The sequence below is a fragment of the Ligilactobacillus agilis genome (assembly GCF_025311475.1).
GTDB lineage: Bacteria > Bacillota > Bacilli > Lactobacillales > Lactobacillaceae > Ligilactobacillus > Ligilactobacillus agilis.
In genome coordinates this window covers 239731-265155 of record NZ_CP104397.1, presented here as the reverse complement: position 1 = coordinate 265155, position 25425 = coordinate 239731, and the positions used below count along the sequence as shown (strand labels likewise).

Genomic DNA, 25425 nt, shown 5'->3' with positions numbered 1-25425 from the left:
TCTCAAAAGCTTTTCCCCCTTATTCATAATTTTTTCGTCAAAAATTCACTTTAACATAGAATAATATACTCTTTTGCTTTCAAAAATACAAAGGACAAACTGCGACATGTGTTTTATTTTTCAGAAAACTTAGTACCTTGTTTGATTTGGTGTGAAAATTTTCAGCTTACAAAGAAAAAACTGAGCCAATTTCCACCTAGTTTGAGTGGAGATTGACTCAGTCGTTAAAGAAAGCTGTTATTTAAATAAGCCGGTTAAAGCACGCCAACCAATCACAAAGATGTTAGCCTTATCAACTGCTACCTTAGTTTGGGCAGGAACCTTAAGCGCGTTAGTCCCATCTAGGAAGTAAAGCTCTTGGCCCTTGAGTTTCAAGTTGTAAGTCCCCACTGTTTGGCCCTTCTTAAGTGGAGCTTGCAAGCCACCCTTTTCATAAAGGCTCTTCTTACCGCTAACACTAGCAGTTACCTTAGCATCAGTGTCAGTATTCTTAACCCATAAGTGGGTTTCCTTGGCAGTTACAACCTTAGTAGTTAAATCTTTCCCATTGTGCACTGGTAAAGTTTGCTTGTAATCAGATTGGGCTTTGATGGTCTTGTAAGTAAAGCCATTGTAAACATATGACATTAACTTTTGTGTTTGTTCAAACCGTGATAGGTCGGTATCACTGGAATGAGGTGCACCTAAGATGACGGTAATAATGCGGTGCCCATCCTTGTGAACAGTTGCAACGAAGCAAGCCCCGGCTGTATCAGAGGTCCCGGTCTTCAAACCATCGACTGGTAAGGCTGTGTAAGCTTTAGCTAAGCCCTTTAACATCCAGTTCCAGTTTTCCATCATGGTCTTATCTGTGCCGTTGTTAAATTCTTTTTTAGTAATCGAAGTTGTTTGCAAAACTTCTGGGTAGTCGGTCAAAATCTTTTGGGCAATGATGGCCATATCTTGGGCGGAGAACTTGTTTTCATCGTCTTTAGTAGCACCCGGATATGCAGCTGAGCCAACTTCACCATTAGTTAAACCATTAGCAGTGTAGATGCTAGCATCGTTGATGCCGAATTCCTTAGCTTGCTTTCTCATCATGTTGATGAAGTTTTGATGGGAACCGCCCACCTTATAAGCCAAAGCCATTGTGGCCCCGTTAGCAGAATAGATTAACATTGCTTCGTATAATGACTTAACAGTGTAGCTGTGATCTGCTTTTAACGGTACGTTGGAAAGGGTCGTGTTTTGACTAACCTTTTGTGAGGCTTCATCAGGAGTAATCTTGTCGTTCCAAGATAACTTCCCTGAATGAATGGCCTTTAAAACTAAGTAAGTTGTCAATAATTTTGACATTGAAGCAACTGGCAAGGCTTCTTGGGCATTCTTAGAATACATTACTTGCCCAGTAGTCGCATCGACTGCAATGGCAGCCTTAGCATCCAAATTTAGCGAACTGTCGCTATTAGCTGGTAGTGAAGCTGCAGAAACGGTAGTTAAGTTACCCAATCCTGCTGCGGTTGTTGCAAACAAGGTGACACCTGCTAGCAAACCGACTAATGTTTTTTTCAAACCTTTGAAAAATTCCATGACTTTCGGTCCCTCTCAAATTAATAATTTCATGTATTAGCATAACTAAAAAAGCCTATTCATTCAAGCCCTAATTGCCGTATTAGACAATCTTAAGAACTTGTAAATAGACTTTACTGTGGTTACTTTTCTTCTTTTGGATGCTTGAGGGGTAGCCGCATTACAAATGAGGTTAATTTATCGTTAGAGGTAACGTTAATGCTACCATGATGCAAGTCGATAATTCCCTGGGCAATCGCTAAGCCCAACCCGGTCCCCCCGGTTTTGCGCGAGCGGGATTCTTCCACCCGGTAAAAGCGTTCAAATACCTGGCCTAAAGCCTCGGTTGGAATCTTAGCGCCGTCATTAGCAATGGTGATTTCAGCCTCTGTTTCAGAAATTTGGGTCAAGTTAATGAAAATATTTTTACCGTCACTGCCGTACTTCAAGGCATTTGTTAACAAGTTATTGAAAACCCGGGCTAGTAACTCTGGGTCAGCCTCAATCATCAGTGGTTTTGTTGGTTCATCTAAGTGAATCACCATCCCCTTTTTCTGAGCTTCGAGTTCAAAGGAGGCCCCCAATTGTTCAAGCATTGCCCCCATATCGACACTCACGATGTTTAACGGCCGGTCTGTCTGTCTAACCTTAGTATATTCAAAAAGGTCGTCTACTAAAGCTTTCATTTGCACAGCCTTAATGTAGGCCGTGTGCGTATACTTCAGCATTTCTTCTTCATTATGGTACTGCCGATTTTCAATTAAGCCTAAATAACCAATAATCGATGTTAACGGCGTCCTAATGTCATGGCTGACGTTAGTAATTAATTCATCTTTAGAGCGTTCAATCCGTCTTTCTTCTTCCATCGAGTTGATGGTTGAATCAACCAAGGCGTTAACACTGGCAACAATTCGTTGGGTCTGCCCCTTAAGGGTAAAGGGAATCGGGTGATCAAAGTGGCCAGCCGCAATATAGTGTAGCTCCGCGATAATGTGGCGGACTTGCATTTGGCTGTACCTTCTCATCAAGCGCCAGTAGACGATGAAGCAGTCAATAATTGCCATCAAGACTACAAATAGCCAGCCCCAACTCCAAATTTGAAAGTCACTCGGTCCAAATTTCAAGGACATCTTAATTTGAAAAATCCCGTTTTTCAAACCCGGATTGGTCGCAATCAGTTGACTTAAAATCACATAAATCGACATATTAAGCAAAATTAACAGGATAATGGTTACAATTCCTTCACCAAAAAGTTCACTCTTCTCGCGGCCTGTTAGCTTAAACTTTGCTGATTTCACCATTTAACCTCTCTTCTTAACGGGCTTCAATCTTGTAACCAACACCCCAAACGGTTTGAATCACCTTTTCACCATCCGTTGCTTCTTCAATCTTATCGCGCAAGTGACTCACGTGTACCATCACGGTCTTAGCAGAAACAACCGATTCTTGTTGCCAAACCCTCTCAAAGATTTCATCCGCTGAAAAGACCCGGTTAGGGTGGCTAGCAAGTAAGTGCAAGATTCCAAACTCAAGGGCGGTTAGCTGGATTGAATTCCCGCTAACGGTCGTCACTTCGTGCGAGTCCTTCTTAATAATCAACGGCCCAACTTCAATTTGATCTGGCTCATCGTTTTTAACTTCGTGTTGGGAACGGCGTAATAAGGACCGGACTCGCGCCATCACTTCTAAGGGGTTAAATGGCTTAGTTACATAGTCATCTGCCCCTTGGATTAAACCTTGAATTTTGTCCAAATCATCCGTCTTGGCAGATAGCATCAAGACTGGAATTTGTGAATCCTTTCTAACTTCCCTAACAACTGACAAGCCATCCATTTGTGGCATCATTACGTCTAAAATCATGAGGGCAATGTCGGGATTAGTATTTAATTTAGTAATTGCCTCTTTACCATTGTAGGCTTTTTCAACTTCATAACCTTCATTTTTAATGTAAATAGATAATAATTCAACGATGTCTTTATCATCGTCAACAACTAAAATTTTCATATATCGATGTCTCCTTATCGGTCTCTTGCCTAGATTATAGCAAATCTCAATTCAATCGTACCTAAAGAAAGTTTTAAATTCAAGCATTTAGGTAACCCTTTCCAAAAATGTCTCTTTTTCTTCATAGAAAGGTTACACTTTCTTAGGCAAAACTTAAAAAAGTGTGTTCTTTGAAGAAATTTGCTTCTCCAAAGAACACACTTAGTAAGTAGTTATTTTTGTTCGTAGGCAGCCGCCTTTTGCTTGTACATCTCAATTTCATCTTCAGCACAACGAACAAAGTGGTTTGGTGTGATTTCGTGTAATTTACGTGGCCGGCCTTCCTTATCTTCTTCAATTGAAGGATCGTAATCAATTTGCTTCCGATTACGTTCAAATTCAGGATCTGGCACCGGCACAGCTGAGATTAGGCTGGCTGTGTAATCATGTAGGGGCTTGAAGTATACGTCGTCGGCTGGACCAACTTCAAGTAAGCGCCCATAGTGCATAACCCCGATACGATCAGAGATATACTTAACCATTGATAAGTCGTGAGCAACAAAGAGGTAAGTTAAGCCCCGTTCCTTTTGCAAGTCCTTAAGCAAGTTAACCACTTGGGCTTGGATAGAAACGTCCAAGGCTGAAATAGGTTCATCGGCAATGATGAACTTAGGTTCAACCGCTAAGGCTCGGGCAATCCCAATTCTTTGACGCTGACCACCCGAAAATTCGTGTGGGTAACGACTAGCGTGGTCCTTATTAAGCCCAACCGTTTCTAGTAATTCTTCGACCCGGGCCCGTCGTTCTTCCTTATTCTTAACCAAATGGTGAATGTCTAACCCTTCGGCAATAATATCTTCAATGGTCATCCGGGGATTTAAAGAAGCATATGGATCTTGAAAAATCATCTGCATTTCCCGAGCAAAGGCCAGCTTGTCAGCCTTAGTATGCAACTTACTTACATCCTTGCCATCGAAAATAATTTGGCCATCAGTTGGATCGTAAAGGTGAATAATCGAGCGCCCTGTAGTCGTCTTACCTGAACCTGATTCACCTACGAGCCCAAAGGTTTCACCTTCATAGATATCAAAGGTTACGTCATCGACAGCCTTGACCATATCAGGCTTGCCCACGCCGAAGTATTGTTTTAAGTGCTTTACTTCGAGAATTTTTTTAGCTTTTTCTGGCATGTGGTTTCCGTCCTTCCTTGGTCTAATCTACCTTTTTGGCTTGCATTTCCGCAAAAAGCTTCCGCCGTCTTACAATTTCATCCGGAGGAGTAATCTTTGGTGCATCTGGGTGTAATAACCAGGTAGCAGCATAATGCGTCTCAGAAACTTTGAAGAATGGTGGTTGTTTTTCCGCATCAATCTTCATAGCATAAGGATTTCTAGCCGCAAAGGCATCACCCTTTGGTGGATCCAATAGATCTGGTGGGGTCCCTGGAATTGCTTCTAGCTTAGTAGAATCTAGGGTTGGCATCGAGTTTAGTAACCCCCAAGTATATGGGTGTTGTGGGTTATAGAAAATTTCATCCACGGTCCCATACTCGATAATTTGGCCGGCATACATAACCGCTACCCGGTCCGCCATTCCTGCAACAACCCCCAAATCGTGGGTAATGAAGATGATTGAGGTTTCAATCTTAGCCTGCAATTCCTTCATCAAATCCAAGATTTGCGCTTGGATTGTTACGTCCAAGGCCGTCGTTGGTTCATCGGCAATCAAGATCTCTGGGTAGCAAACCAAAGCAATCGCAATCACAATTCTTTGCCGTTGCCCACCGGAAAATTGGTGCGGATAATCGTTAATTCGCTTTTCAGCATCCTTAATCCCAACTAACTTAAGAATTTCTAAGGCTTGTGCCAACGCCTTCTTCTTTTCCACGTGCTTGTGCTTGATTAATGGTTCAGCAATTTGCATCCCAATTTTCATGGTTGGATCTAGAGATGTCATCGGATCTTGGAAAATCATGGCAATATCCTTGCCCCGAACGCTTTGCATCTCTTTTTCAGTTTTCTTTAATAAATCAGTCCCGTGAAAGAGGATTTCTCCCCCTTTAACCCGAGCGTTGTTAGCCAATAAGCCCATTAAACTCTTAGTGGTAACTGACTTACCTGACCCTGATTCCCCCACAATTGCTAGTGTTTCACCTTTATCAAGGTGGAAGCTGACATTACGAATCGCCTTAACCTCACCAGCATATGTGTGGAAGTCAATTTCTAAATTTTTAACATCTAAAATTCTTTCACCCATAATTCAGCCTACTTTCTTGTCTTTGGATCAAATGCATCACGAAGACCATCACCTAAGAGGTTAAAACTAATCATCAAGACACATAATACAATAGCAGGATACCACATTTGGTATGGTAAGAACTGGAAGTTCTTTTGCCCATCGTTAAGCAATACCCCTAATGAAGTTTCCGGTGCAGAAATCCCAATCCCAATGAAACTTAAGAAGGCTTCGAAGAAGATAGCTGTTGGAATAGTATACATCGTTTGGATAATGATGATACTTGAGAGGTTTGGCACCAAGTGCTTCCAAGCAATCTTGATTGGTGATTCCCCTAATGACCGGGCAGCCAGTACATACTCTTGCGTCTTTAACTGGAGCGTTTCTGCCCGAATCATCCGCGCCATCGTTGTCCATGAAGAAATGGCAATCGCTGCGATGATTGAGGTCATCCCTGGCTTCATAACTAAGAGCATCAAAACAACAATTACTAAGTTAGGCACAGAGGAGATAATTTCGATAATCCGTTGCATAACGTTATCGACCCGGCCACCTTTCCAACCGGAGATAATCCCGTAGGTAACCCCGATAGTTAGGTCAAAGAAGGTCGCCACTAACGCAACGATTAAGGAAATCTTAGTCCCGTAAATAATTCTTTGGGCCAAAGAACGACCAAGGTAGTCAGTCCCTAAGTAGAAATACTTACCACTCGCACCATTTTGGGCATATTGGTCAACCCATTGACCACCCACTTTAAGCTTACCATTTAAACCATTGATAAAGTCTAAGCCAGGTACCCGGGCTGGTAAGTTAGCATATTGGGGAGCAGACTTAACCAAAGTTGACTTATCAATAAATGGTGTTGACCCAAAAGCAATAATCACCATAATCAAGATGATAAACAGGGAGATTACCGCCCCTTTATTCTTCTTTAACCGCCGCCATGCATCCTGGGTAAAGGTTAGTGAAGGCGCCGCAATTTTTTCATTATCCAGTTCTTCTTCCTTAGGTAAAGGTTGAAAGCTGTCTGGACTTAATTTAATCTTTTCTTCCATAATCTAGTCCCCATTTCCTGTCAAGCGAATTCGTGGATCGATGATACCGTAAACAATGTCTGTAATCAAGATGATAACCACTAACCCAAAGGAGTATAACATTGTAACCCCCATGATAGTTGGGTAGTCATTAGTCAAGATTGACTTAACGAATTGTTCCCCAATCCCTGGAATTGAGAAGATATTTTCAATAACCATTGACCCTGTCATCAAAGCAACAGTATATGGTCCGATTAGAGTAACCAATGGAATCAAACTATTACGTAAAGCGTGGTGGAAGACAATCCCAAACTTGCTTAAACCTTTAGCCCGAGCAAGTTCGATATAATCAGAGTTCAAAACATCGACCATCCCGGTTCGAATAAACCGGGCCGTTTCCGCTAGGGGTCCTACCCCCAAAGCAATCATCGGCAAGATGGTGTATGAAAAACCACCCCAGTCGGCGATTGGGAACCAGCCTAACTTCAAGGCGATGTAGTATTGTAAAAGTACGGCCAAAACGAAGTTAGGTACTGATTTACCGATAATGGAAACAACTGTAGCCGTCGTATCAATCCAAGTATTGTGGTTGATGGCTGCGATAGAACCAATAATAATCCCAAATACCAAACCAAAAATCATTGCCTGTAACCCTAGCTGTGCAGAGGGTCCAATCCGGCTAGAAATCAAGTAGGTAACTGGTTGGTTACTGTATTGGAAGGAAGTTCCCAAATCACCATGGAGCATATCGGCAATATAAATTAAATATTGTTGCCAAACCGGCTTATTCAAACCGTACTGTTCGTTCATGATTTGAATTTGTGCCGCCGTCATTTTTTCTTGGTTAGAATATGGCGTCCCTGGCATTAACTTCATTAAAAAGAAGGTAATGGTTGCTACTAAAAAGAGGGTTAGCAGCATGTAGAACACCCTTTTTAAAAGGTATTTACGCATAAATTATTCCTCTCATTTCTCGGAATTTTTTCTCTCAGAGAAAGCCCCGTATAAATTTATTTAAAATCATTGCTAATAATCAGAATAGGGAATTGACAATTCTATTACAAATTAGTCAATCCCCCACTGATTATAAGAATCTATGTCTTATTTAATATATGCTTCTTTGAAGTTGTAGTTAGCACCAGCTGAATTGTAAACGATGCCCTTAACTTTAGGGTTAACCATCCATGCTGTTGCTTGGTGGTAGATTGGTGAAATTCCGACGTCATTCATCAAAATCTTTTCAGCGTCAACCATATCATTCCAACGTTTGCCTGTGTTACCAGCATCTTCATTCCCAGCAGCTTCAATTAACTTGTCAAATTCGGCGTTCTTCCAAGCCCCATCGTTTTGTGGGTTATCGGATGTGAACAATTCCAAGAATGAAATTGGATCTGAGAAGTCAGCCCCCCAAGCAGAAAGAACGATGTCAAAGTCGCCACTTTCTGAGCGAGCAAGCCGAGTCTTGAATGGAACGTTAGTTGCAGTTACCTTAGCACCCTTCAAGTTAGATTCAATTGCACTTTGCAAGAATTCAGTTGATTGCTTAGCCTTATCTGAATCATCACTCATCACTGAGAAGGATAATTCTGATACCCCAAGTTCTTTCAAACCTTCAGCCCAAAGTTTCTTAGCCTTAGCAACGTTGTAGCTAACTGCAGCGGCTGTGTAAGCTTGGTCTGAGAAGTCCTTACCATTGTAAGTTGCAAGTCCTGGTGAAACTAAGCCCTTAGCAACAGTTGAACCGTCCCCTAAAACCTTATCAACGAATTGCTTACGGTTAATTACAAGTGAGATTGCTTCGCGAATCTTAGCATTCTTGAAGTATGGATCTTTGTCTTGGTTGAATTGGAGGTAGAAGGTAGAAGCTGCCCGGCGGATAGTGTAACCTTCCTTACCCTTCAATTGTTTTGCTTGTTGTGAAGAAAGTGGAGTTGCATCTAACTTACCAGATTGGTACAAGTTGTATGAAGTGGTGTTAGACTTGTTAACACTGAAGTTAATCTTAGCTAACTTAACATCCTTCTTATCCCAGTAATCATTGTTCTTAGCTAAAGTCCAGTTAAGGTCAGAACCAGTCCAGCCAGTTAACTTAAATGGACCATTGTAAACCATGTACTTAGATTGGGTCCCATACTTGCTACCGTACTTTTCAACCACTGCCTTGTCTTGAGGGAAGAAGGTTGGGAAACCCATCAATAACTTGAAGTATGGAATCTTCTTATCTAAGGTTACGACTAACTTGTAGTCACCATCGGCCTTTACCCCTAAAGTAGATACGTCGGCCTTACCATTCATAATGTCATCGGCGTTCTTAATCCCTGAGAAGAGGTAAGCATATTGTGAAGCTGTCTTAGGATCAACGGTTCTTTGCCATGAATAAACGAAGTCATTGGCTGTTACCTTGTCTCCGTTTGACCACTTAGAATCCTTGCGTAATGTGAACGTATAAGTCAAACCGTCTTTGGAAACCTCTGTCTTAGTTGCCAAACCAGGTTCCAACTTAGAATCCTTGCCTAAACGATAGAGACCTTCCATCGTGTTATTCAAAGTATCAAAACTAACAACGTCTGTAGCTGTAGATAAGTCCATGGTTGGTAGCTCAGCAGTCTCATCCCAATTTAAGACTTGTTGCGAGCTAGATGATGAGCTCTTTTGGCCACAGGCTACTAAGAAAGTAGCTGACAATGCAGCAACTGCACCGAGCTTAACAATCTTTGAAAGCTTCATTTCTAACAACTCCTTTAACAAAACATATATATTTTTACATAACGATTAACTTAATTCTATATGATAATGCTATTAAATACAAGTATATTTTTTAATTTTCTTCATAATTTTTACACAGAAAGCCCATATTTAGCCTTTTTCAGGTATTTTTAACCCCGGTTTTTTTTAATAATTCAGTAATTAAAAGGCTCACATTGCAAGCAATTTAATTCTTCCTAACATCAAAATGTGAGTTATTTGCTCATTATTTTGCAATCTAATTTCAAAAAACCTGTCCTTCCTTTCATTTTGGCTACTAATCCTCACTATGCTGGTTAATGGTATACTAGTTACGAGGTGAATTTTAATGAACACTATTATTGCAGGCATCGAAAACAATCAGGCTAATTTCGATTACACCATGGAAGAATTAGCCGCTTTAGCCAGCGCCGATAACTTAACGGTTGTTAAAGAAATCCGGCAAAAGCTAGAACAACCTGTAGCTGCCACTTACTTCGGTAAAGGTAAGGCGGAAGAAATTAAAACCGCTAGTGAGATTTATGACGCCCAGTTACTAGTCGTTAACGATGAACTCACGCCTACCCAAATCCGCAATTTAGAAACTATCACGAACCTAACCATTCTCGACCGGACCGCCCTTATTTTAGAAATCTTTGCTTCCCGTGCCCGCACCAAGGAAGCAAAACTCCAGGTCCAGATTGCCAAGCTCCAATACCAACTGCCGCGTTTACAGACCGGTAAAAAAGACCAGTTAGACCAACAAACAGCCGGAAATGCGGGTGGTGGTTATACCAACCGGGGGGCCGGTGAAACCAAGCTCGAGTTAAACCGCCGGGTCATTCAAAAGCGCATAAGCAATTTGCGCAAGGAGTTAAAAGAACTCACTAAAAATCACGCAGTCCAGCGGCAACAGCGGCAAAAAAATCAACTAAAAACCGTCGCTTTAGTTGGTTATACCAACGCAGGGAAGTCTACCACCATGAACCAGATTTTGGCTCTGACTGGCGCCAAGCAATCTAAGCAGGTCTTCGAAAAGGATATGCTCTTTGCCACCTTAGATACTGCTGTTAGAAAAATTAGCTTAGATGACAAGAAGGAATTCCTACTTAGCGATACCGTCGGGTTCGTGTCTAAACTCCCCCACCAGTTAGTCAAATCCTTTAGGGCTACCTTGGAAGAAGCTGCTCAGGCCGACTTGTTGATTCAAGTTATCGATGGGGCAGATGAACATGCTAAAGAGATGATTGCCACGACTGAGGCTACCCTAAAAGAAATCGGTGTGACTGACATCCCCATGATTTATGCCTATAACAAGGCCGACAAAAGTCAGCTAACCTACCCAGTGGCTGAAGGAAATCAAATCACTTACAGCGCCCGCCAAGTCGAATCAATCGAACTGTTAGTGGAACTGATTAAAAAAGAGTTATTCAAAGACTACGAAGAACACACCTACTTAATTCCTTATAATCAAGGTCGCTATTTAGACCTGCTTAATCAACAAGCTAGCATCTCTAAGCAAGACTACCTAGAAACAGGCTATTTAGTTAAGGCAGAAGTTGCGCCTAAATTAGCTGGTCAACTGGCACAGTTTTTAAGTGAATAAAAGTAAAAAGCGGACGCAACTGGTCCGCTTTTTGTTAGCTTTTTAACTATCTCGCCCTTCGATCAACGAAGTATGTCTCCAATCCCTGTTCAACTCCAGCACTAAAGCCCAATTGGCGGTAAAACTTGGCATCCGCTTTGATTAGGGGAGAAACTACTACCTGTTCAATTGTTCCAAAGTAGTTCAATAAGTGGTGCATGAGGGTTTTATTAACGCGCAAATGTTGATAACTTGGTAACACTAGTAAATCTTGAATGTATACTAGCGTTGCGTAGTCGCTAACGGCTTTGACAAAACCAATTAGCTTTTTATCCTCATAAGCGGCTATTACATAAGATTTCTTTAACCCTTTTTTAAAACTCGCCACTTCCTCGGCATCAGCTTGCTGCTCCATTTCGGTAAAGAAACGACTGAGTTCCGACTTATTGATTTTCGGATTAACCACAATGTCCATGCTTTCATCCCCCATCTACATAAAAATAAAATTAGAAAAAAATTATAAAAAGACATTTTAATTATATTGTAAAAAATTATCTTTTTCAAGAATTTATCCGCATTTTTATGCAAATTTACTCATTTTTTCTTAAAAAAACTTGCATAGCTTGTAATTTCAATTAAAATTAACCTTAAGCAATTTTTAAATTCTTATTCAAAAAACTATAGAAAGCAGGAACTTAAAATGAAACAATCAGAAGAGCAGATTGGTCTCAACCGTTCTTTAGGACTAATCTCCTCCCTCTCCTTAGTTATCGGGACCGTTATTGGTTCGGGAATCTTTTTCAAACAAGCGGCGGTTTTAGACTACGCTCATTCAACCAACCTCGCTTTAGTCGCCTGGTTAGTCGGCGGCCTAATTACCATGGCTTCTGGCTTAACGATTGCCGAGATTGGTTCTCAGATGCCCCATACAGGCGGACTGTACGTTTACCTAGAAAAGATTTATGGCAAATTCTGGGGCTTTTTAGCTGGGTGGATGCAAATTATCGTCTACGGTCCTACCTTAATTGCGGCCTTAGGCTCCTACTTAGCAACACTTCTAGTGGCCTTCTTTGACCTTCCCAAGACAAGTACGCCCCTCTTGGCGGTCATTGTGATTGCTTTAATTGCAGCCTTTAACTTGCTCTCTAACCGTTATGGGGCAGCCTTTCAGGTAATCACTACCATAGGTAAACTCTTGCCAATCGCAGCGATTATCATCTTCGGGCTGCTATTTGGTAAAGCCAACGCTTTTAACCAGGTAGCCACTACCAGTGGCTCCGTCAGTTTCAACGGTTTTGGGATGGCGATTCTTGCCACCCTCTTCGCCTATGACGGCTGGGTCTTAATCGCCAATATGGGGGGCGAGATTAAAAATCCCCAAAAACTGTTGCCTAAAGCTATCGTCTTTGGAATTGGGCTGGTCTTAATCATCTATATGCTAGTTACCGCCGGTATCTTCCGGGTAGTACCAGCCAGTCTCATTCACAGGCTAGGTGACCAAGCCGCCGCCCACTTTGCAACCATCGCCTTTGGACAAGTCGGTGGCAAGTTACTTAATATCGGAATCATCATCTCCATTGCCGGTTGTATTAACGGTAAGGTGATGACTTTCCCCCGGATTATGTACGCCATGGCTAAAAATGACGAGCTACCGTTTTCTAAGCAGTTAGCTTACCTTAATAAAAGGATGCGCACACCGATGGTAGCGACCTTAACCGTCTGCTCAATCGCTGCTCTTATGGCCGTAACCGTCGATGCCGACCGCCTATCGGAATTATGTATTTTTACAATTTACTTATTCTACGTCCTGGCCTTCTTTGGTCTCTTCAAATTACGGCGCCTAAAGACAGCTAGTCCTTTCCGGGTCCCCCTTTATCCCTTCACCCCGATTGTCGCTATTTTAGGCGGAGTCTTTGTCTTAGTAAGTGAACTAAATTCCGACTTAACGGGGGTGTTAGCCTCTATTTTCTTTGTCGCTTTAGGTATTCCCGTCTACCTGATTAAGTGTAAAAAATAATCCATAAGAACGTCTAATAAATAACCAAGCCCTAGATAAAGCAGTTAGCTTCACCTAGGGCTTGGTTATTATACTTTTAGACAGGCCTAAATTAGGCCAACCTTTTTTCTAAATAGCGCGCTACTAACGATAAGAGGTAACACACTACAAAGTACATGATTGCAATCATCAAGTACATCGGTAACATATAAGTCGTATTTTGACTGTAAATAATTTGGGCATGGTAGAGCAGGTCCGGTAAGACGATAATCGTCGCCAAGGAAGTATCCTTAATTAAGGAAATAAACTGGGATACTAGCGGCGGAATCATCTTAGTTAAGGCCTGCGGCAAGATAATGTGCTGCATTGCCTGCCAATAAGTTAAGCCGTTGGCCCGGGCTCCTTCCATTTGGCCGGGGTCAACTGCCAAAATCCCACTTCTCACAATTTCAGCCAGCATCATCGATTCAAAAATCACTAGGGCCATAATTGAAGCAGACACCGGATTTACCCGCAAACCCAACTCTGGTACTCCAAAGTAGGTAAAAAAGAAAATCAACAACAGGGGTAGATTTCTAATAATATCAATTATAAAGCCAACGATCTTTGACAAGTAAGGAAACTGAACGTACCGAATAATCCCGAAAATTAGGCCAAAAATAAAGCTTAAGATAATCGAAATTAGTGAGACTTTGATTGTTACCCACAATCCTTGGAATAAAAAGTTAATATTTTCAGCCGAATAAGCATGTGCTAGTAATGTCATCAAAATCCCCCCTTAAGCCAATTTCTTTTCTAGGTAGCGCATGTAGTAGCTTAACGGCAAGGTCAAAACCAGGTAAAAGAAACCGACGATAAAGTAAGCCGAGAATGTTTTAAAGGTCGCTGAAGCCACCGTTTGCGCTTGATACATTAAGTCAAAGCCGGCTAAAAAGGCTAAGACAGACGAATTTTTAATCAAATTAATGAATTGGTTTCCTAATGGTGGGATCACAATCTTATAGGCTTGGGGCAAAACAATGTATCTCATAGCTTGCCAGTAAGTTAAGCCGTTGGCTCTTGCCCCTTCCATTTGCCCTGGGTCAACCGCTAAAATCCCGGCGCGAACAGTTTCCGCAATAAAAGAAGACGTATATAAGGTTAACCCGATTGTCCCTGCCGTAAAGCCATCTAACTTGACCACATATTGGGGAACCACAATGTAAAAGAACATTGCCACTACTAAGAGCGGAATATTTCTAAAAACTTCAATGTATATATGGGCTATTACTCGTAACAGCCGACTTGGCAACAGTTCCATAATCGCAAACGCCGAGCCGATTATTAAACTAAAGACTAACGCTATTATGCTGGCCAAAATGGTGTTGCCAAAGCCGGTCAAATAAGTTTGCCAATTATCTAAAAATAAAGTTATCATTCTCCTTTGGCCCCCTTCAAATCAAAACCAGCCACGTCGCCAAACCACTTGGTGGCAATGCGGTCATAGGTTCCATCAGCCTTCAATTCGCTCAAGGCTTTATTGATTGCCGCAAGCAACTGCTTTTGGCCCTTATTAACCGCAATTCCATAAGGTTCATTGGTAAAGGTGCCACCTACCACCGCGTAACCAGGGTTTTCCTTAGCAATTCCGTATAAAATCCCGTTATCGGTAGTCATGGCGTCACCTTGCCCGGATTTTAGGGCGGTAAACGTTTGGCCGTAATCGTCATACTCTAATACTTTGGCCTTAGGAGCGTACTTCTTAACGTTTGCAACCGCAACAGAGCCTTTAACCGCTAAGACCACCCGGCCTTTTTGGTTGAGATCCGCAATACTTTTTACCGGGCTACCTTCCTTAACCAATAAGGATTGCCCGGCGTTAAAGTAAGGCTTAGAAAAATCAACGTATTTCTGTCTTTCCGGTGTGATTGTCATCGCTGCGATTACCGCATCGATGTTGCCATTTTTTAATAACGGAATCTTCGTGGTGATGGTAGTGGTCTCAAATTTAGCTTGGGCCTCTTGACCGTAGATCTTCTTAGTTAAAGCCTTAGCTAAGTCAATATCAAACCCTTCAGACTTACCGTTCTTAATGTTCATCAAACCAAATAACCTGGTATCACTCTTTATTCCCCACGTAATCGTTTTGGTCTGTTGATCCGCTTGGTAAAGGTTCTTTTGGCTACTTTTGGAACAGGCACTGGTTGCAAACAGACAGACCAACCCTGCCGCCATTAAAGCTAGCTTTTTAAAATTAACTCTCAATTTGCTCACCCCGCTTACTTATGGGTAATGATCTTACTCAAGAATTGCCGTGCCCGTTCTTCTTTAGGATGCTTAAAGAAATCTTCAGTACTATCATCTTCAACGACTTGCCCTTGATCAAAGAAAATCACTCGGTCTGCCACTTCCCGGGCAAAGCCCATTTCGTGCGTGACAACCACCATGGTCATATCACCTTTCTTGGCAATCTCTTGCATAACATTTAACACATCATCAATCATTTCGGGGTCTAAGGCTGAAGTGGGTTCGTCAAATAAGAGCACCTTTGGTTTCATAGCCAACGAACGGGCAATAGCCACCCGTTGTTTTTGGCCCCCAGATAACTGCCGGGGATATGAATTTGCCTTTTCAGCCAAACCAACCGTTTCTAACAGCTCCATCGCTAGGCGCTTATTTTCTGCTTCATCCCGCTTAAGCACCAATCTTGGGGCCAACATAATGTTTTCCAACACGGTCTTATTGGCATAAAGGTTAAAGTGCTGAAAGACCATCCCCACGTTACGCCGTAATTCATTTAGATTAGTCTTCTTATCAGCAAGGTTAAGGCCATTGACAACTAGGCGACCAGACTCGATTTCCTCTAACCCGTTGATTGTCCTAATCAAAGTACTTTTACCCGAACCAGAAGGTCCGATAATAACGACAACTTCGCCCTGGGAAATCTCCAAGTTAATATCCTTTAACGCCTGGAATTTGCCATAGTATTTGTCAACATGACTAAATTCAATCATTGCCATCTTCATCCCTGCTTTCTTTAAATTAAAATTAAGTTACTTTTTAAGTATAATTTCTAATTCTAATTTTAGCAAGGACTTTTTATAATTTAATGTAATGTTTTATCACGCAAGTTGTTTATTTTTAGCCATCAAAAAAGCCCGCGCAAGGAATTTGCGCGGGCTAAAACCAACCCGATGTTAAAAGATATTACTTGTTTTTAATGACGCCGCCGTCTGTAGGTCGGGGTCGCTTGGGCAGATACACTCACCGAACTCTTAGACTGAGCTTGGCTTCGCTTTCTATAAGCCACTTGAATCTCTAAGCGGTATGGTTCCACCTTTTCAATCACATCAACCCGACCAGCTACTTTTACTGGCCCCCCAGTAATCATCGCCGTCGCTAAGTAGAGGTGGTAAGTCTTATAAGCCTCTAAGGCTGGCATTAAACCTACGGTGGTTATTTCTCCTAAGACCATTTTCTCCATCTGATTTAGCCCCCCATAGATTAGCAGCTTCTTTTCGCTAGCCACTAATTCAAAGTAAGGTAAGGCCTTAGGCTGGCCGAGTGCTCGTTGAGCTTGGCCTTGCTTGGCTAATTTAAAGAGTACCTCGTCACTTTGACCATCATAATCCAGGCTTAAATAACCAACTTGCACTAAGGACTTAACCAATTTTTCTAGATTTTCCTTAGCTTGCGTATCAAACTTCACTTCGGCTGGGAGGAAATCCTCATTTTTAAAAATCCCATTCGTTTGGACAAAACCAACTTGGCTGGCCTTCTTTTTAGCAGCCTCAGTTAGGGGATCCTTAGGTGTTAGATGGAATGTCTTCTCGATCCATGGTGAAATATCATACCGTGACTTTTTGTCCTTTGTAAAGTAATACAAGATATTCAGGTAGGCGAAGTAAGCTATTAGCAAAAAGGCTAAGATAAATAATAAGCCCCGCACAATAAAGCCATTTACAAAGAAACGGTAAGAAACATAGAGTAAATAAAAATTCCCAATCGTCGCTAAGGTCGTATAGACTTGATTTTTAATTTTAACATTTAAGTTGATATAAGATAGGTAACTGTTAATCATGCTTAAAATACTAACCACTCTATTTTCCCCCTAACTTATTGATTATTGGTAGTTGTATTATCATTAGTCGTCGTCCCACCGTCATTGGTGTTAGTCGTGTCCGTAGTTTGATTGGAACTAGCAGTTTGGTCAGTGGCCTGGCTTGAAGAACTAGCCTTAGCTGTACTTGAAGAAGAGCTGACCTTGTCTGCGCTGGAACTAGCTGCGTCATCATCAGTCGTTGTTGGCGTGTCATCATCGGCCTGGGAAGTAGTCGTTTTGCTACTACTTGACCGCAACTGCTCCTCACTGGAGGTCATACTAGACTTACTTGCGCGTTCGTCTTCCGGCTTAGATTTTTCAGAAACCATTGAACTGCTTGCTTGGCTAACACTACTAACCGCAGAACTACGAACCTTTCCTTCCGAAGTATGTGTAACTGTGTTAACAGCCACGTTAGTTGCACCTAAAGCTAAAACGGCTGACATAATTGCAAATGGTGTTATGAAAGGTGCAGTACGATATGCCATTAAAATTCCCTCGTTTCTAACTGATTTCTAGCTAATTGTACGTCAAAAAAACCTAGATAGCTAGCTTATTCATTAATAATTTACGAATTCTTAGCCTGCTTGTTAGCACAGTCAGCGCACAAACCGTGAAGCTCAAAGCGGTGCTCCTCTATTTGACAGCCCGGCAACTGACTTTCAAAGACTGTCATTGGGCACATTTGTACCTCCTTAACTAGCCCGCACTTTCGACAGATGAAATGATGGTGGTGCAAATTGCTAAAATCACACTGATACTTAACACAAGCACCGCTAGCCTTAGTTTTCATTTCAATGATGCCGATTTGAGCAAACTCGCGCATGTTACGGTAGATGGTATTGTGGCTCATTCCCGGGTAAAGCTTGCGTAACTCAGCATCAATCTCGACTACGTCAACGTAATGGTGGCGACACTTATTATAAAGACATTCAAGTAGACTCTTTCTTTGTTTAGTCACTTTATAGTTGTGGGACTTCAATAGGTATAGGGCTTCATCTAACATAAACTCACCTCTAAACAGTAATTATTACTCTTACAAAATTTTAACATAGACCGTTTCCAATTGCGACCACCTTAATCTTAAGTTAATATTGTAAAAAAAATCACATTTCTCATTGACATCTAATCTTAACTTAAGTAAGATAAGTCTATCCTATTAATATATCTAAGGAGGAAAAATCATGGGGATTAGAGAGCGGATTTTTCAAAAAGAAAGTTTATCACGCTATCTCGACAAAGATAAAAAATTAGTCAAAACCCTTAACGCCCGCGACTTGATTGGGATGGGAATTGGGGCCGTTATCGGGACGGGGATTTTTATCCTGCCCGGGACAGTAGCCGCCGTCCATAGTGGGCCAGCCATCATGCTCTCCTTTGTCTTGGCAGCTTTAGTCTGTTCTACCGTAGCGATGTGTTACGCTGAATTTTCATCTGCCTTGCCAATTGCTGGGAGTGCTTATTCATTTGGAAATATCATTTTCGGTGAAGTTGTCGGCTGGTTTTTAGGTTGGGCTTTAATTTTGGAATATATGTTAGCCGTGGCGGCTGTATCTACTAGTTGGGCCGCCTATTTCAATTCACTGTTAGCAGGCTTTGGCATTCACATGCCTAAAGCATTAACAGCCAACTTTGATCCAGCTAATGGAACCTACGTTAACCTTGTTGCTATTTTAATCATTTTGTTTATTGCCTTTATTTCCAGCCGCGGGGTTCGTTCGTCCATTAGGCTTAACAATATCATGGTTTTAGTTAAGATTGCGGTCATCGTCCTCTTCTTACTAGTCGGGGTCTTTTACGTTAAGCCAGCCAACTGGTCACCATTTATGCCTTTCGGTGCTAGCGGGATTTTCAAGGGGGCTTCCTTAGTCTTCTTTGCCTACCTTGGTTTTGACGTAGTTGCTGCTTCTGCTGCCGAAGTTAAGGAACCTAAGAAAAATATGCCCCGCGGGATTTTAGGAACCCTAATTATTTGTACCGTCCTTTATATCCTGGTGTCCATGGTCTTAACCGGAATGGTATCTTACACTAAGCTAGATGTCGGTGATCCTGTTGCCTTTGCCTTAAACGTAGTTAACCAAAACTGGGTAGCCGGAATCATTTCCTTAGGGGCTTTAGCCGGGATGTTTACCATGATGTTTTCCATGATTTTTTCATCATCCCGTTTAATCTACTCAATTGGACGCGATGGCTTGTTACCTAAGTTCTTAGGGCAAGTTAATGAAAAAACTCATACCCCTGAACACAGTATGACGGTGGTCGTCATCATCGTGGCTTTGATGGGGGGCTTTGTTTCCCTAACACAGTTAATCAACCTGGTTAATATTGGGACTTTAATCGCCTTCACCTTCGTTTCATTAGGGGTCATTCCTTTAAGAAAGCGGACTGACATCCCTAACGAGGGTGGCTATAAGGTACCATTTTATCCAGTCTTGCCTTTGATTTCCGTGTTCTTATGCCTCTTCATGTTAAGCCAACTTTCACTAGAAACATGGATTGCTTCCCTTATCTGGTTTGCAATCGGGGCGGTAATTTACTTTACTTACGGAATTAAACACAGTCTCTTAAATAAGGACTAAAAAATAACGACTTTCCCACTTATGAGAAAGTCGTTATTTTTTAGTTGGCTTCCAATTTACGTTGGCGGTTAATTGCCCCTTTAAGCATAAAGGGTGCAATCACCGTCGTTAAGATGATTACGATAATCACGCCTGAATAGTATTTGCTACTCAAAAGGTGGGCCTCATAACCGACTTGAGCGATAATTAATGCCATTTCTCCGCGCGAAACCATCCCCGAGCCGATAATATTTCCGGATGAAAAGTCCATCCCGAGTAACTTTGCACCTAAACCACACCCTACCCACTTGGTTAGCAAGGCCAAAATAGTTAGGCCGATGATAAAGACTAAATCATCAAAGAAGCCTTTAAAGGTCATGTTTAAGCCAATGCTAATGAAGAAGACGGGAATAAAGACCGCATAACCAATCGGTTCAATATTTTCATCAATCTCGTTTTTAGCTGGGGTTTGGGCAACAGCCACCCCCGCAAAGAAGGAACCGACAATTCCACTTAAACCAACCATTTCTGCTAAGTAGGCCATGCCTAAGCAGATTACCAATGAAACCAAAATGACAGCAGAGGGGATAGTCATCTTCTCGGCTAACTTAATCAAGAGGGGCGCAATCCACTTGAAGAGTAGGTAAATTACCCCAAAGAAGAGCACTTGGTAGATTAACCCCGCCCAAAGATTGGTTTGAACGTGGCCCCCTTCAGCTTGAGCCACATCGCTGAAGACACTGACTAAAGCACCTAGGATAAGCACGGCTAAAATATCGTCGATTACCGCCGCCCCTAGGATAGTTGTTCCTTCTTTCGAGTCCAACTTGTGAAGCTCCTTAAGCACTTCGACCGAGATGCTAACGGAAGTCGCCGCAAAGGTTACACCTAAAAAGATAGCCTCTTCGTTGTTAAACTCAAACAAGCGCCCGAAACCATAAACTAAGATTACCGGAACAATCACGCCCATCACGGCTACCGACGTCGCGGGTTTAACATATTTTTTCAATAAACCGAGGTCACTTTCCAACCCCGCCATAAACATTAAGATAATTACCCCAATCTCTGCAAAAATTTCTACAAAATCATTGGTTTTGATTAAGCCTAAGACAGCTGGACCTAAGATAATCCCGACTAATAATTGTCCAATGACGGCGGGGATCCCAAACCTACGACAGAGCTGGCCGGCTAATGCTGTCGTGATTAAAATTAAACTTAGGGTCCCTAAATATGCCATATTTTCTTCATCCTTCCTTTCAATTTACATACATAAAAAAACTTTCCCTTTAATTATACAAAAAAGCCCTAGCCTAGGCCAATTTTTTGCTACCTAGGCTCTAACCGTCCCTCTTCATATTTAATATACGCAAAGAAAGTAGCAATTAATTTCAGCTTTAGAAAAATTTAATAATTAACTTCTGCTACTAAAAAGAAGTCAAGCTCCTAATGAGTAGCTTAACTTCTTTGCAATTAATTATTATTTAATGGTTACGTCGCGATAGAAGAGCATCGTCCCGTATGGTGAGATATTTAACCCGTGAACCTTGTCTTTCAATAGGTAAGCCATTGCCCCTTGGTAAACCGGTGCGGTAAAGGCATCATCTTTAATTAACTGCTTTTCAGCCTTGATTAACGTTGCCCACCGTTTGTTGGTATCGGTCGCATAGGTAGTGGCCGCTTGGTTCAACAAGTTTCTGTAGTTGGCATTATGGTAATCATCATCTAAATGGTATTGACCCCCGTCGCTGATGAAGTTAACTGGGTCGGCGTAATCCGGTTGCCAAGTTCCGTAGACGATATCGAAGTCATAGTTAGTTGTGGCCTGTAAGCGGGACTTAAGCGGAATAGATCTAACCGTCACGGTTAAGCCTTTGAGGTTAGCCTCCAACTGGCTTTGGAGGTATTCGCCGACTTGCTTAGACTCGGTCGTATCTGAGGTTAAAATTTCAACGCTTAACTTATCCTTACCCAGTTCCTTTTTAGCTAAGGCCCACTGCTTGCGCGCCGCCTTTAGATTGTAGGTTAACATGTCACCGGCATCTTTGCGGTAATCCGTGTCCGTTTGGCTATTAAAGGCAAAGTTAGCTGGCACAATTCCGTTTAATGGTGAACCAGCGTGAAGCACCTTTTTCACCAATAACTGCTTATCGTAAGCCTGTGCAATCGCCTTTCTAAAGTGAACGTTGGCGGTATCTGGCCGGTGAACGTTAAAGGCCATGTAACCAATTAAAGGAATACTCTTAGTGTGATAACCCGGGGTGCTCTTGTATTGTCTAATATAATCAGTGCTTAAAGCGGTGTAGTCGAGCTTACCGGTTTGGTAAAGCTTGGCTGCCGTTGAAGTATCTTTAACCACTTGCACGTTGACTTGCTTCAAGCTAACCGCCTTTTTATCCCAGTAATCCTTATTCTTGACATAATTCCACTTGAGGTTTGTTCCCGTCCAGTTCTTTACGACAAAGGGACCATTAAAGACGGTCTTAGCCGCGCTAGTTCCGTAAGCAGAACCGGTTTTTTCAACAAATTTTTGGTCTTGCGGATAAAATGGCGCCCCGGTTAGTAATTCTGGTAAATATGAGATAGGAGCTTCTAATTGAACTTCCAGTTGGTACTTGCTAAGTGCCTTAACCCCCAATTGGTCAACCGGTAACTCACCAGTAGCTGTTTTCAAGCCATTTTTAATTGGTAAAAAGCGTTGGGAGTTAGGGGAAGCTTGCTTAGGATCAACCATGTTGCGCCAAGCGTAAACATAGTCGCTAGCCACAACCGGATCACCATTAGACCACTTGGCATCTTTTCTTAAAGTAAATGTATAAGTTTTCTTATCTGCACTAACCTTGACACTTTGGGCCCCGGCTAAGACTGGCTTACTCTTAGTGTTGAAGCGATACAAACCTTCAAAGGTATTTTGTAAGGCTTCTAGACTAGAAGTATCGCTATACTTCACGGTGTTTAACGTAGCCATTTCCGCCGTGGTCGCAACGTTTAATTCTTGCTTATTACTAGCCTGTTGGCTTTTTGTCTGACCGCAAGCGGCCAAAAAAAGTGTCCCCACTAAAGCCGTACTAACTAAGGCTAGCCACCCTTTCTTAATCATAACATTAACCCCTCTCTTATCTTTGCTAAATTTACCTACTAATTGTAAGTTATTTTTTCTGGAATTGCACGCAATAACCCTCGTCTACCCCAAGAAATTTTTTAGTTGTAAGTGGTATAATAATGCTAATTAATCTTACGGAGGGTTGTTTATGCGTTTTAATCAATTTGGAAAAGTAACCGTTTCTTACCCCCAAGCTTTAAAAGAGCTTCAAACTATTCGCTTTTTAACTGGGGTAGAGCTTAATAAAATTACCCCTAATGCCTTATGGCTCCACTTCTTGGCCCAAGCATCGCCCTTAGCCCACAGTCAAAGCGCGAAGAAGGCCCGGCTTAATAGTCTGTTAGCTAACGAATACCAAACGGTCCTAGAATATACCACCACTAATACCGTTAACGCCGCAAGTTTCTACGCGGTGGCCTTACAATTGCTAGGCTTTGAAGTCGATGAAGACTTTGACTTAGCGGACGTTTTTGCAGCTTTAAAACGGCTAAACCTCGCTTACCACCCTACTATTAATAGCAAGGAAGACTTGCTACTGGCTTGGTATGATTTGCTAGAAACCGTTGGTAAAAATGGGCGTACCCTCTTAGATAACCTGGCTAGTGCCGGCTACTTCACCCCGTTTTATGAATTAGCTGCCACACAAAAGCCCCTCTTTTTCAACGGTAAATCCCTGCCTATTTTTGATACCAGTAAGCTCATTTCCGAAGTCGTTTACGTCGAATCGGACCTCGACAGTGACCATGACGGCCACGCAGACTTACTTAAAGTTGAAATCATCCGGCCACTAGATACTAACAACGGCTTGAAGGTGCCCGCTTTATACACAGCTAGTCCCTATAACCAGGGAACTAACGACCAGCTTGGTAAAAAGCTAACCCATAAGGTCGACGTTAAGCTAGCTACCAAGCCGGTCACAAACACTAGCTATGAAGAGATTGCCTACCAGGCTCCTGAAGTTGGGCCAATCGAAAAAAGACCGGTTGCTGGCCATGCCCAATTTGCAGAGGAAAGCTTGGAGCGTGAGCTATCATACACATTTAATGATTACATGCTCGCTCGAGGCTTCGCTGCCGTTTACGCCGCTGGAATTGGCACTAAGGGGTCAGATGGCCTAAGAACCTGCGGGTCTCCGGCAGAAACAGCCTCAACGGTTGCTGTTATCGAGTGGCTCGCCGGAAGTCGTAAGGCCTTCACTAATAAAACCGATAATATCGAAATTAAAGCCTGGTGGTGTAATGGCGCGGTAGCAATGACCGGTAAATCCTACTTGGGAACACTTGCGACTGCAGCAGCTACTAGCGGGACCCCTGGACTTAAGACCATTATTTCCGAAGCCGCTATTTCCAATTGGTATGACTATTATCGTGATGGTGGGCTAGTAGTCGCTCCCGGGGGCTTTCCTGGCGAAGATGCCGACGTTTTAATTGCCGAATGTTTTAGCCGGAAAAAAGAGGCAGCCGATTACCTACAAATCAAGGACAAATTTGAAGCTGACCTCAAGCAGGTAACAGTCGACCAAGACCGGACCTCGGGAAACTATAACCGCTTTTGGGATGCCCGTAATTACCTCAAGGATTTGCACAATATTAAGTGCGACATCGTCATGGTTCACGGTCTAAATGACTGGAACGTTAAGCTCAGAAACGTCTTTAACCTCTACAAACAAACTGAAAACCTCAAGCTCAAGCGCAAACTCATCTTACACCAGGGCCAACACATTTATATCAATAATTTCCAATCTTTGGATTTCTCAGATATGATGAACCTGTGGTTGAGCCATAAACTCTACGGCCTGGATAACCAGGCTCCAGAAATCTTGCCGGATGTTTTAGTGCAAGATAATACGTTAGAAGGAACTTGGCATCAATTTGCTGATTGGGATGGCGCTGAAACCGAGCTTCATAGCTTGCACTTTGATCAAGACCAACTAGTCGCTAAGCCTAATCCGGCCGCTGGTCCAGCTAGTTTTACTGACCACCTACCAGCCGAGGCTTTCAAGCGCTACAGTCAAAATTACCAGCAATGGCAAGCCGACCTCCTAGCTAGGAAGGCCCCGCTAACAACTAGCTCCCTTCTATTCGAGAGTCAACCGTTAACTACCGCTCTTTACCTACAAGGGACTCCCCGCTTAAAACTTAGGGTTGCAGCTAGCCAAGACCACGGGTTATTAAGCTTTATGCTCGTCGACTACGGTCAAGCCAAACGTTTAGGCAAGACCTCGGATTTACTTTTAAGCAAGGGCTTAAATGCCGGCTATCGTTTCCGGGAAGATAACCTGGTTGAATTTAAGTTAAAAAAGGCTAGCCCTTACCAACTAATTACCAAGGGCCACATCAACCTCCAAAACCGGACCAGCCTTTGGCAAAATGATGAACTGAAGCCTGATACCTTCTACGATTTGAATGTGGTCTTGCAGCCAATGTTTTATAAACTACCAGCGGGTCATAAACTAGGCTTAATTGTTTACAGTAGCGACATGGAAATGACTGTCCATGCTAACGAAGAGCTTAACTACAGCTTAGACTTAGCCGCTTGTCGTTTAGACTTTGATGCCAGCAGGATTGCTGACTAACTAAAA

Annotated in this window: 22 protein-coding genes; 4 read left to right on the top strand and 18 right to left on the bottom strand. The window is 42.4% G+C overall.

Annotated features, from left to right (window positions below):
* Nucleotides 1-237: 237 nt before the first annotated feature.
* From N4597_RS01110 to N4597_RS01075, 8 genes are all read right to left on the bottom strand, one after another.
* On the bottom strand, nt 238-1569 hold the full coding sequence (locus N4597_RS01110; protein ID WP_167588817.1) for a serine hydrolase: 1332 nt from the start codon (nt 1567-1569) through the stop codon (nt 238-240).
* A 122-nt stretch (nt 1570-1691) separates the two neighbouring features.
* Nucleotides 1692-2849 (bottom strand): sensor histidine kinase, encoded by a 1158-nt coding sequence (locus N4597_RS01105; RefSeq protein WP_260904221.1) that lies wholly within the window; start codon nt 2847-2849, stop codon nt 1692-1694.
* 13 nt (nt 2850-2862) lie between these two features.
* The gene (locus N4597_RS01100; RefSeq protein ID WP_089145165.1) at nt 2863-3552 is read right to left on the bottom strand and encodes a response regulator transcription factor; all 690 of its coding nucleotides are present in this window, start codon (nt 3550-3552) and stop codon (nt 2863-2865) included.
* Between the two features lie 212 nt (nt 3553-3764).
* Nucleotides 3765-4721 (bottom strand): ABC transporter ATP-binding protein, encoded by a 957-nt coding sequence (locus tag N4597_RS01095; protein WP_050611279.1) that lies wholly within the window; start codon nt 4719-4721, stop codon nt 3765-3767.
* Between the two features lie 22 nt (nt 4722-4743).
* Nucleotides 4744-5787: an ABC transporter ATP-binding protein gene (locus tag N4597_RS01090; protein ID WP_050611280.1), complete on the bottom strand. Its 1044-nt coding sequence runs from the start codon at nt 5785-5787 to the stop codon at nt 4744-4746.
* Nucleotides 5788-5795: 8 nt separating this feature from the next.
* The gene (locus N4597_RS01085) at nt 5796-6821 is read right to left on the bottom strand and encodes an ABC transporter permease (RefSeq protein ID WP_050611281.1); all 1026 of its coding nucleotides are present in this window, start codon (nt 6819-6821) and stop codon (nt 5796-5798) included.
* A gap of 3 nt (nt 6822-6824) precedes the next feature.
* Nucleotides 6825-7754 carry an oligopeptide ABC transporter permease gene (gene opp3b / locus N4597_RS01080; RefSeq protein WP_094131175.1) on the bottom strand — a complete coding sequence of 310 codons (930 nt, stop codon included), beginning with the start codon at nt 7752-7754 and terminating at the stop codon, nt 6825-6827.
* A 147-nt stretch (nt 7755-7901) separates the two neighbouring features.
* Nucleotides 7902-9527 (bottom strand): peptide ABC transporter substrate-binding protein, encoded by a 1626-nt coding sequence (locus tag N4597_RS01075; RefSeq protein WP_167588819.1) that lies wholly within the window; start codon nt 9525-9527, stop codon nt 7902-7904.
* Nucleotides 9528-9873: 346 nt separating this feature from the next.
* Between N4597_RS01075 and hflX the strand changes: the two genes are divergently transcribed.
* The gene (gene hflX, locus N4597_RS01070; RefSeq protein ID WP_260904211.1) at nt 9874-11130 is read left to right on the top strand and encodes a GTPase HflX; all 1257 of its coding nucleotides are present in this window, start codon (nt 9874-9876) and stop codon (nt 11128-11130) included.
* A 46-nt stretch (nt 11131-11176) separates the two neighbouring features.
* Here hflX and N4597_RS01065 read toward each other — a convergent pair whose 3' ends face one another.
* A complete protein-coding gene (locus N4597_RS01065) occupies nt 11177-11584 on the bottom strand; it encodes a GNAT family N-acetyltransferase (protein WP_167588821.1) in 408 nt (135 codons plus the stop codon).
* Nucleotides 11585-11809: 225 nt separating this feature from the next.
* Between N4597_RS01065 and N4597_RS01060 the strand changes: the two genes are divergently transcribed.
* Nucleotides 11810-13126, top strand: coding sequence for an APC family permease (locus tag N4597_RS01060; protein ID WP_056976658.1), 1317 nt, complete (start codon nt 11810-11812; stop codon nt 13124-13126).
* A gap of 91 nt (nt 13127-13217) precedes the next feature.
* Here N4597_RS01060 and N4597_RS01055 read toward each other — a convergent pair whose 3' ends face one another.
* The 7 genes from N4597_RS01055 to N4597_RS01025 form a co-directional block, all read right to left on the bottom strand.
* The gene (locus N4597_RS01055) at nt 13218-13871 is read right to left on the bottom strand and encodes an amino acid ABC transporter permease (RefSeq protein ID WP_050611287.1); all 654 of its coding nucleotides are present in this window, start codon (nt 13869-13871) and stop codon (nt 13218-13220) included.
* A 12-nt stretch (nt 13872-13883) separates the two neighbouring features.
* Nucleotides 13884-14522, bottom strand: a complete 639-nt coding sequence (locus N4597_RS01050) for an amino acid ABC transporter permease (protein WP_056976659.1) — start codon at nt 14520-14522, stop codon at nt 13884-13886.
* Entirely contained in the window at nt 14519-15319 is an 801-nt protein-coding gene (locus N4597_RS01045; RefSeq protein WP_204784232.1) for a transporter substrate-binding domain-containing protein, read from the bottom strand. The genes N4597_RS01050 and N4597_RS01045 overlap by 4 nt, the downstream gene beginning before the upstream one ends.
* 44 nt (nt 15320-15363) lie before the next feature.
* On the bottom strand, nt 15364-16104 hold the full coding sequence (locus N4597_RS01040) for an amino acid ABC transporter ATP-binding protein (protein WP_050611547.1): 741 nt from the start codon (nt 16102-16104) through the stop codon (nt 15364-15366).
* A gap of 197 nt (nt 16105-16301) precedes the next feature.
* Nucleotides 16302-17183: a DUF6681 family protein gene (locus N4597_RS01035; protein WP_191996953.1), complete on the bottom strand. Its 882-nt coding sequence runs from the start codon at nt 17181-17183 to the stop codon at nt 16302-16304.
* A 17-nt stretch (nt 17184-17200) separates the two neighbouring features.
* Nucleotides 17201-17674, bottom strand: coding sequence for a hypothetical protein (locus tag N4597_RS01030; protein ID WP_260904209.1), 474 nt, complete (start codon nt 17672-17674; stop codon nt 17201-17203).
* 80 nt (nt 17675-17754) lie between these two features.
* Nucleotides 17755-18192 carry a Fur family transcriptional regulator gene (locus tag N4597_RS01025; RefSeq protein WP_089145156.1) on the bottom strand — a complete coding sequence of 146 codons (438 nt, stop codon included), beginning with the start codon at nt 18190-18192 and terminating at the stop codon, nt 17755-17757.
* Nucleotides 18193-18370: 178 nt separating this feature from the next.
* Between N4597_RS01025 and N4597_RS01020 the strand changes: the two genes are divergently transcribed.
* A complete protein-coding gene (locus tag N4597_RS01020; RefSeq protein ID WP_050611291.1) occupies nt 18371-19765 on the top strand; it encodes an APC family permease in 1395 nt (464 codons plus the stop codon).
* 40 nt (nt 19766-19805) lie between these two features.
* Here N4597_RS01020 and N4597_RS01015 read toward each other — a convergent pair whose 3' ends face one another.
* Nucleotides 19806-20981 carry a cation:proton antiporter gene (locus N4597_RS01015; protein WP_089145155.1) on the bottom strand — a complete coding sequence of 392 codons (1176 nt, stop codon included), beginning with the start codon at nt 20979-20981 and terminating at the stop codon, nt 19806-19808.
* 240 nt (nt 20982-21221) lie between these two features.
* Nucleotides 21222-22841 carry a peptide ABC transporter substrate-binding protein gene (locus N4597_RS01010; protein ID WP_056976664.1) on the bottom strand — a complete coding sequence of 540 codons (1620 nt, stop codon included), beginning with the start codon at nt 22839-22841 and terminating at the stop codon, nt 21222-21224.
* A 151-nt stretch (nt 22842-22992) separates the two neighbouring features.
* On the opposite strand from N4597_RS01010, the gene N4597_RS01005 reads away from it, so the two are divergent.
* On the top strand, nt 22993-25419 hold the full coding sequence (locus N4597_RS01005; protein WP_260904205.1) for a Xaa-Pro dipeptidyl-peptidase: 2427 nt from the start codon (nt 22993-22995) through the stop codon (nt 25417-25419).
* Nucleotides 25420-25425: the final 6 nt, after the last annotated feature.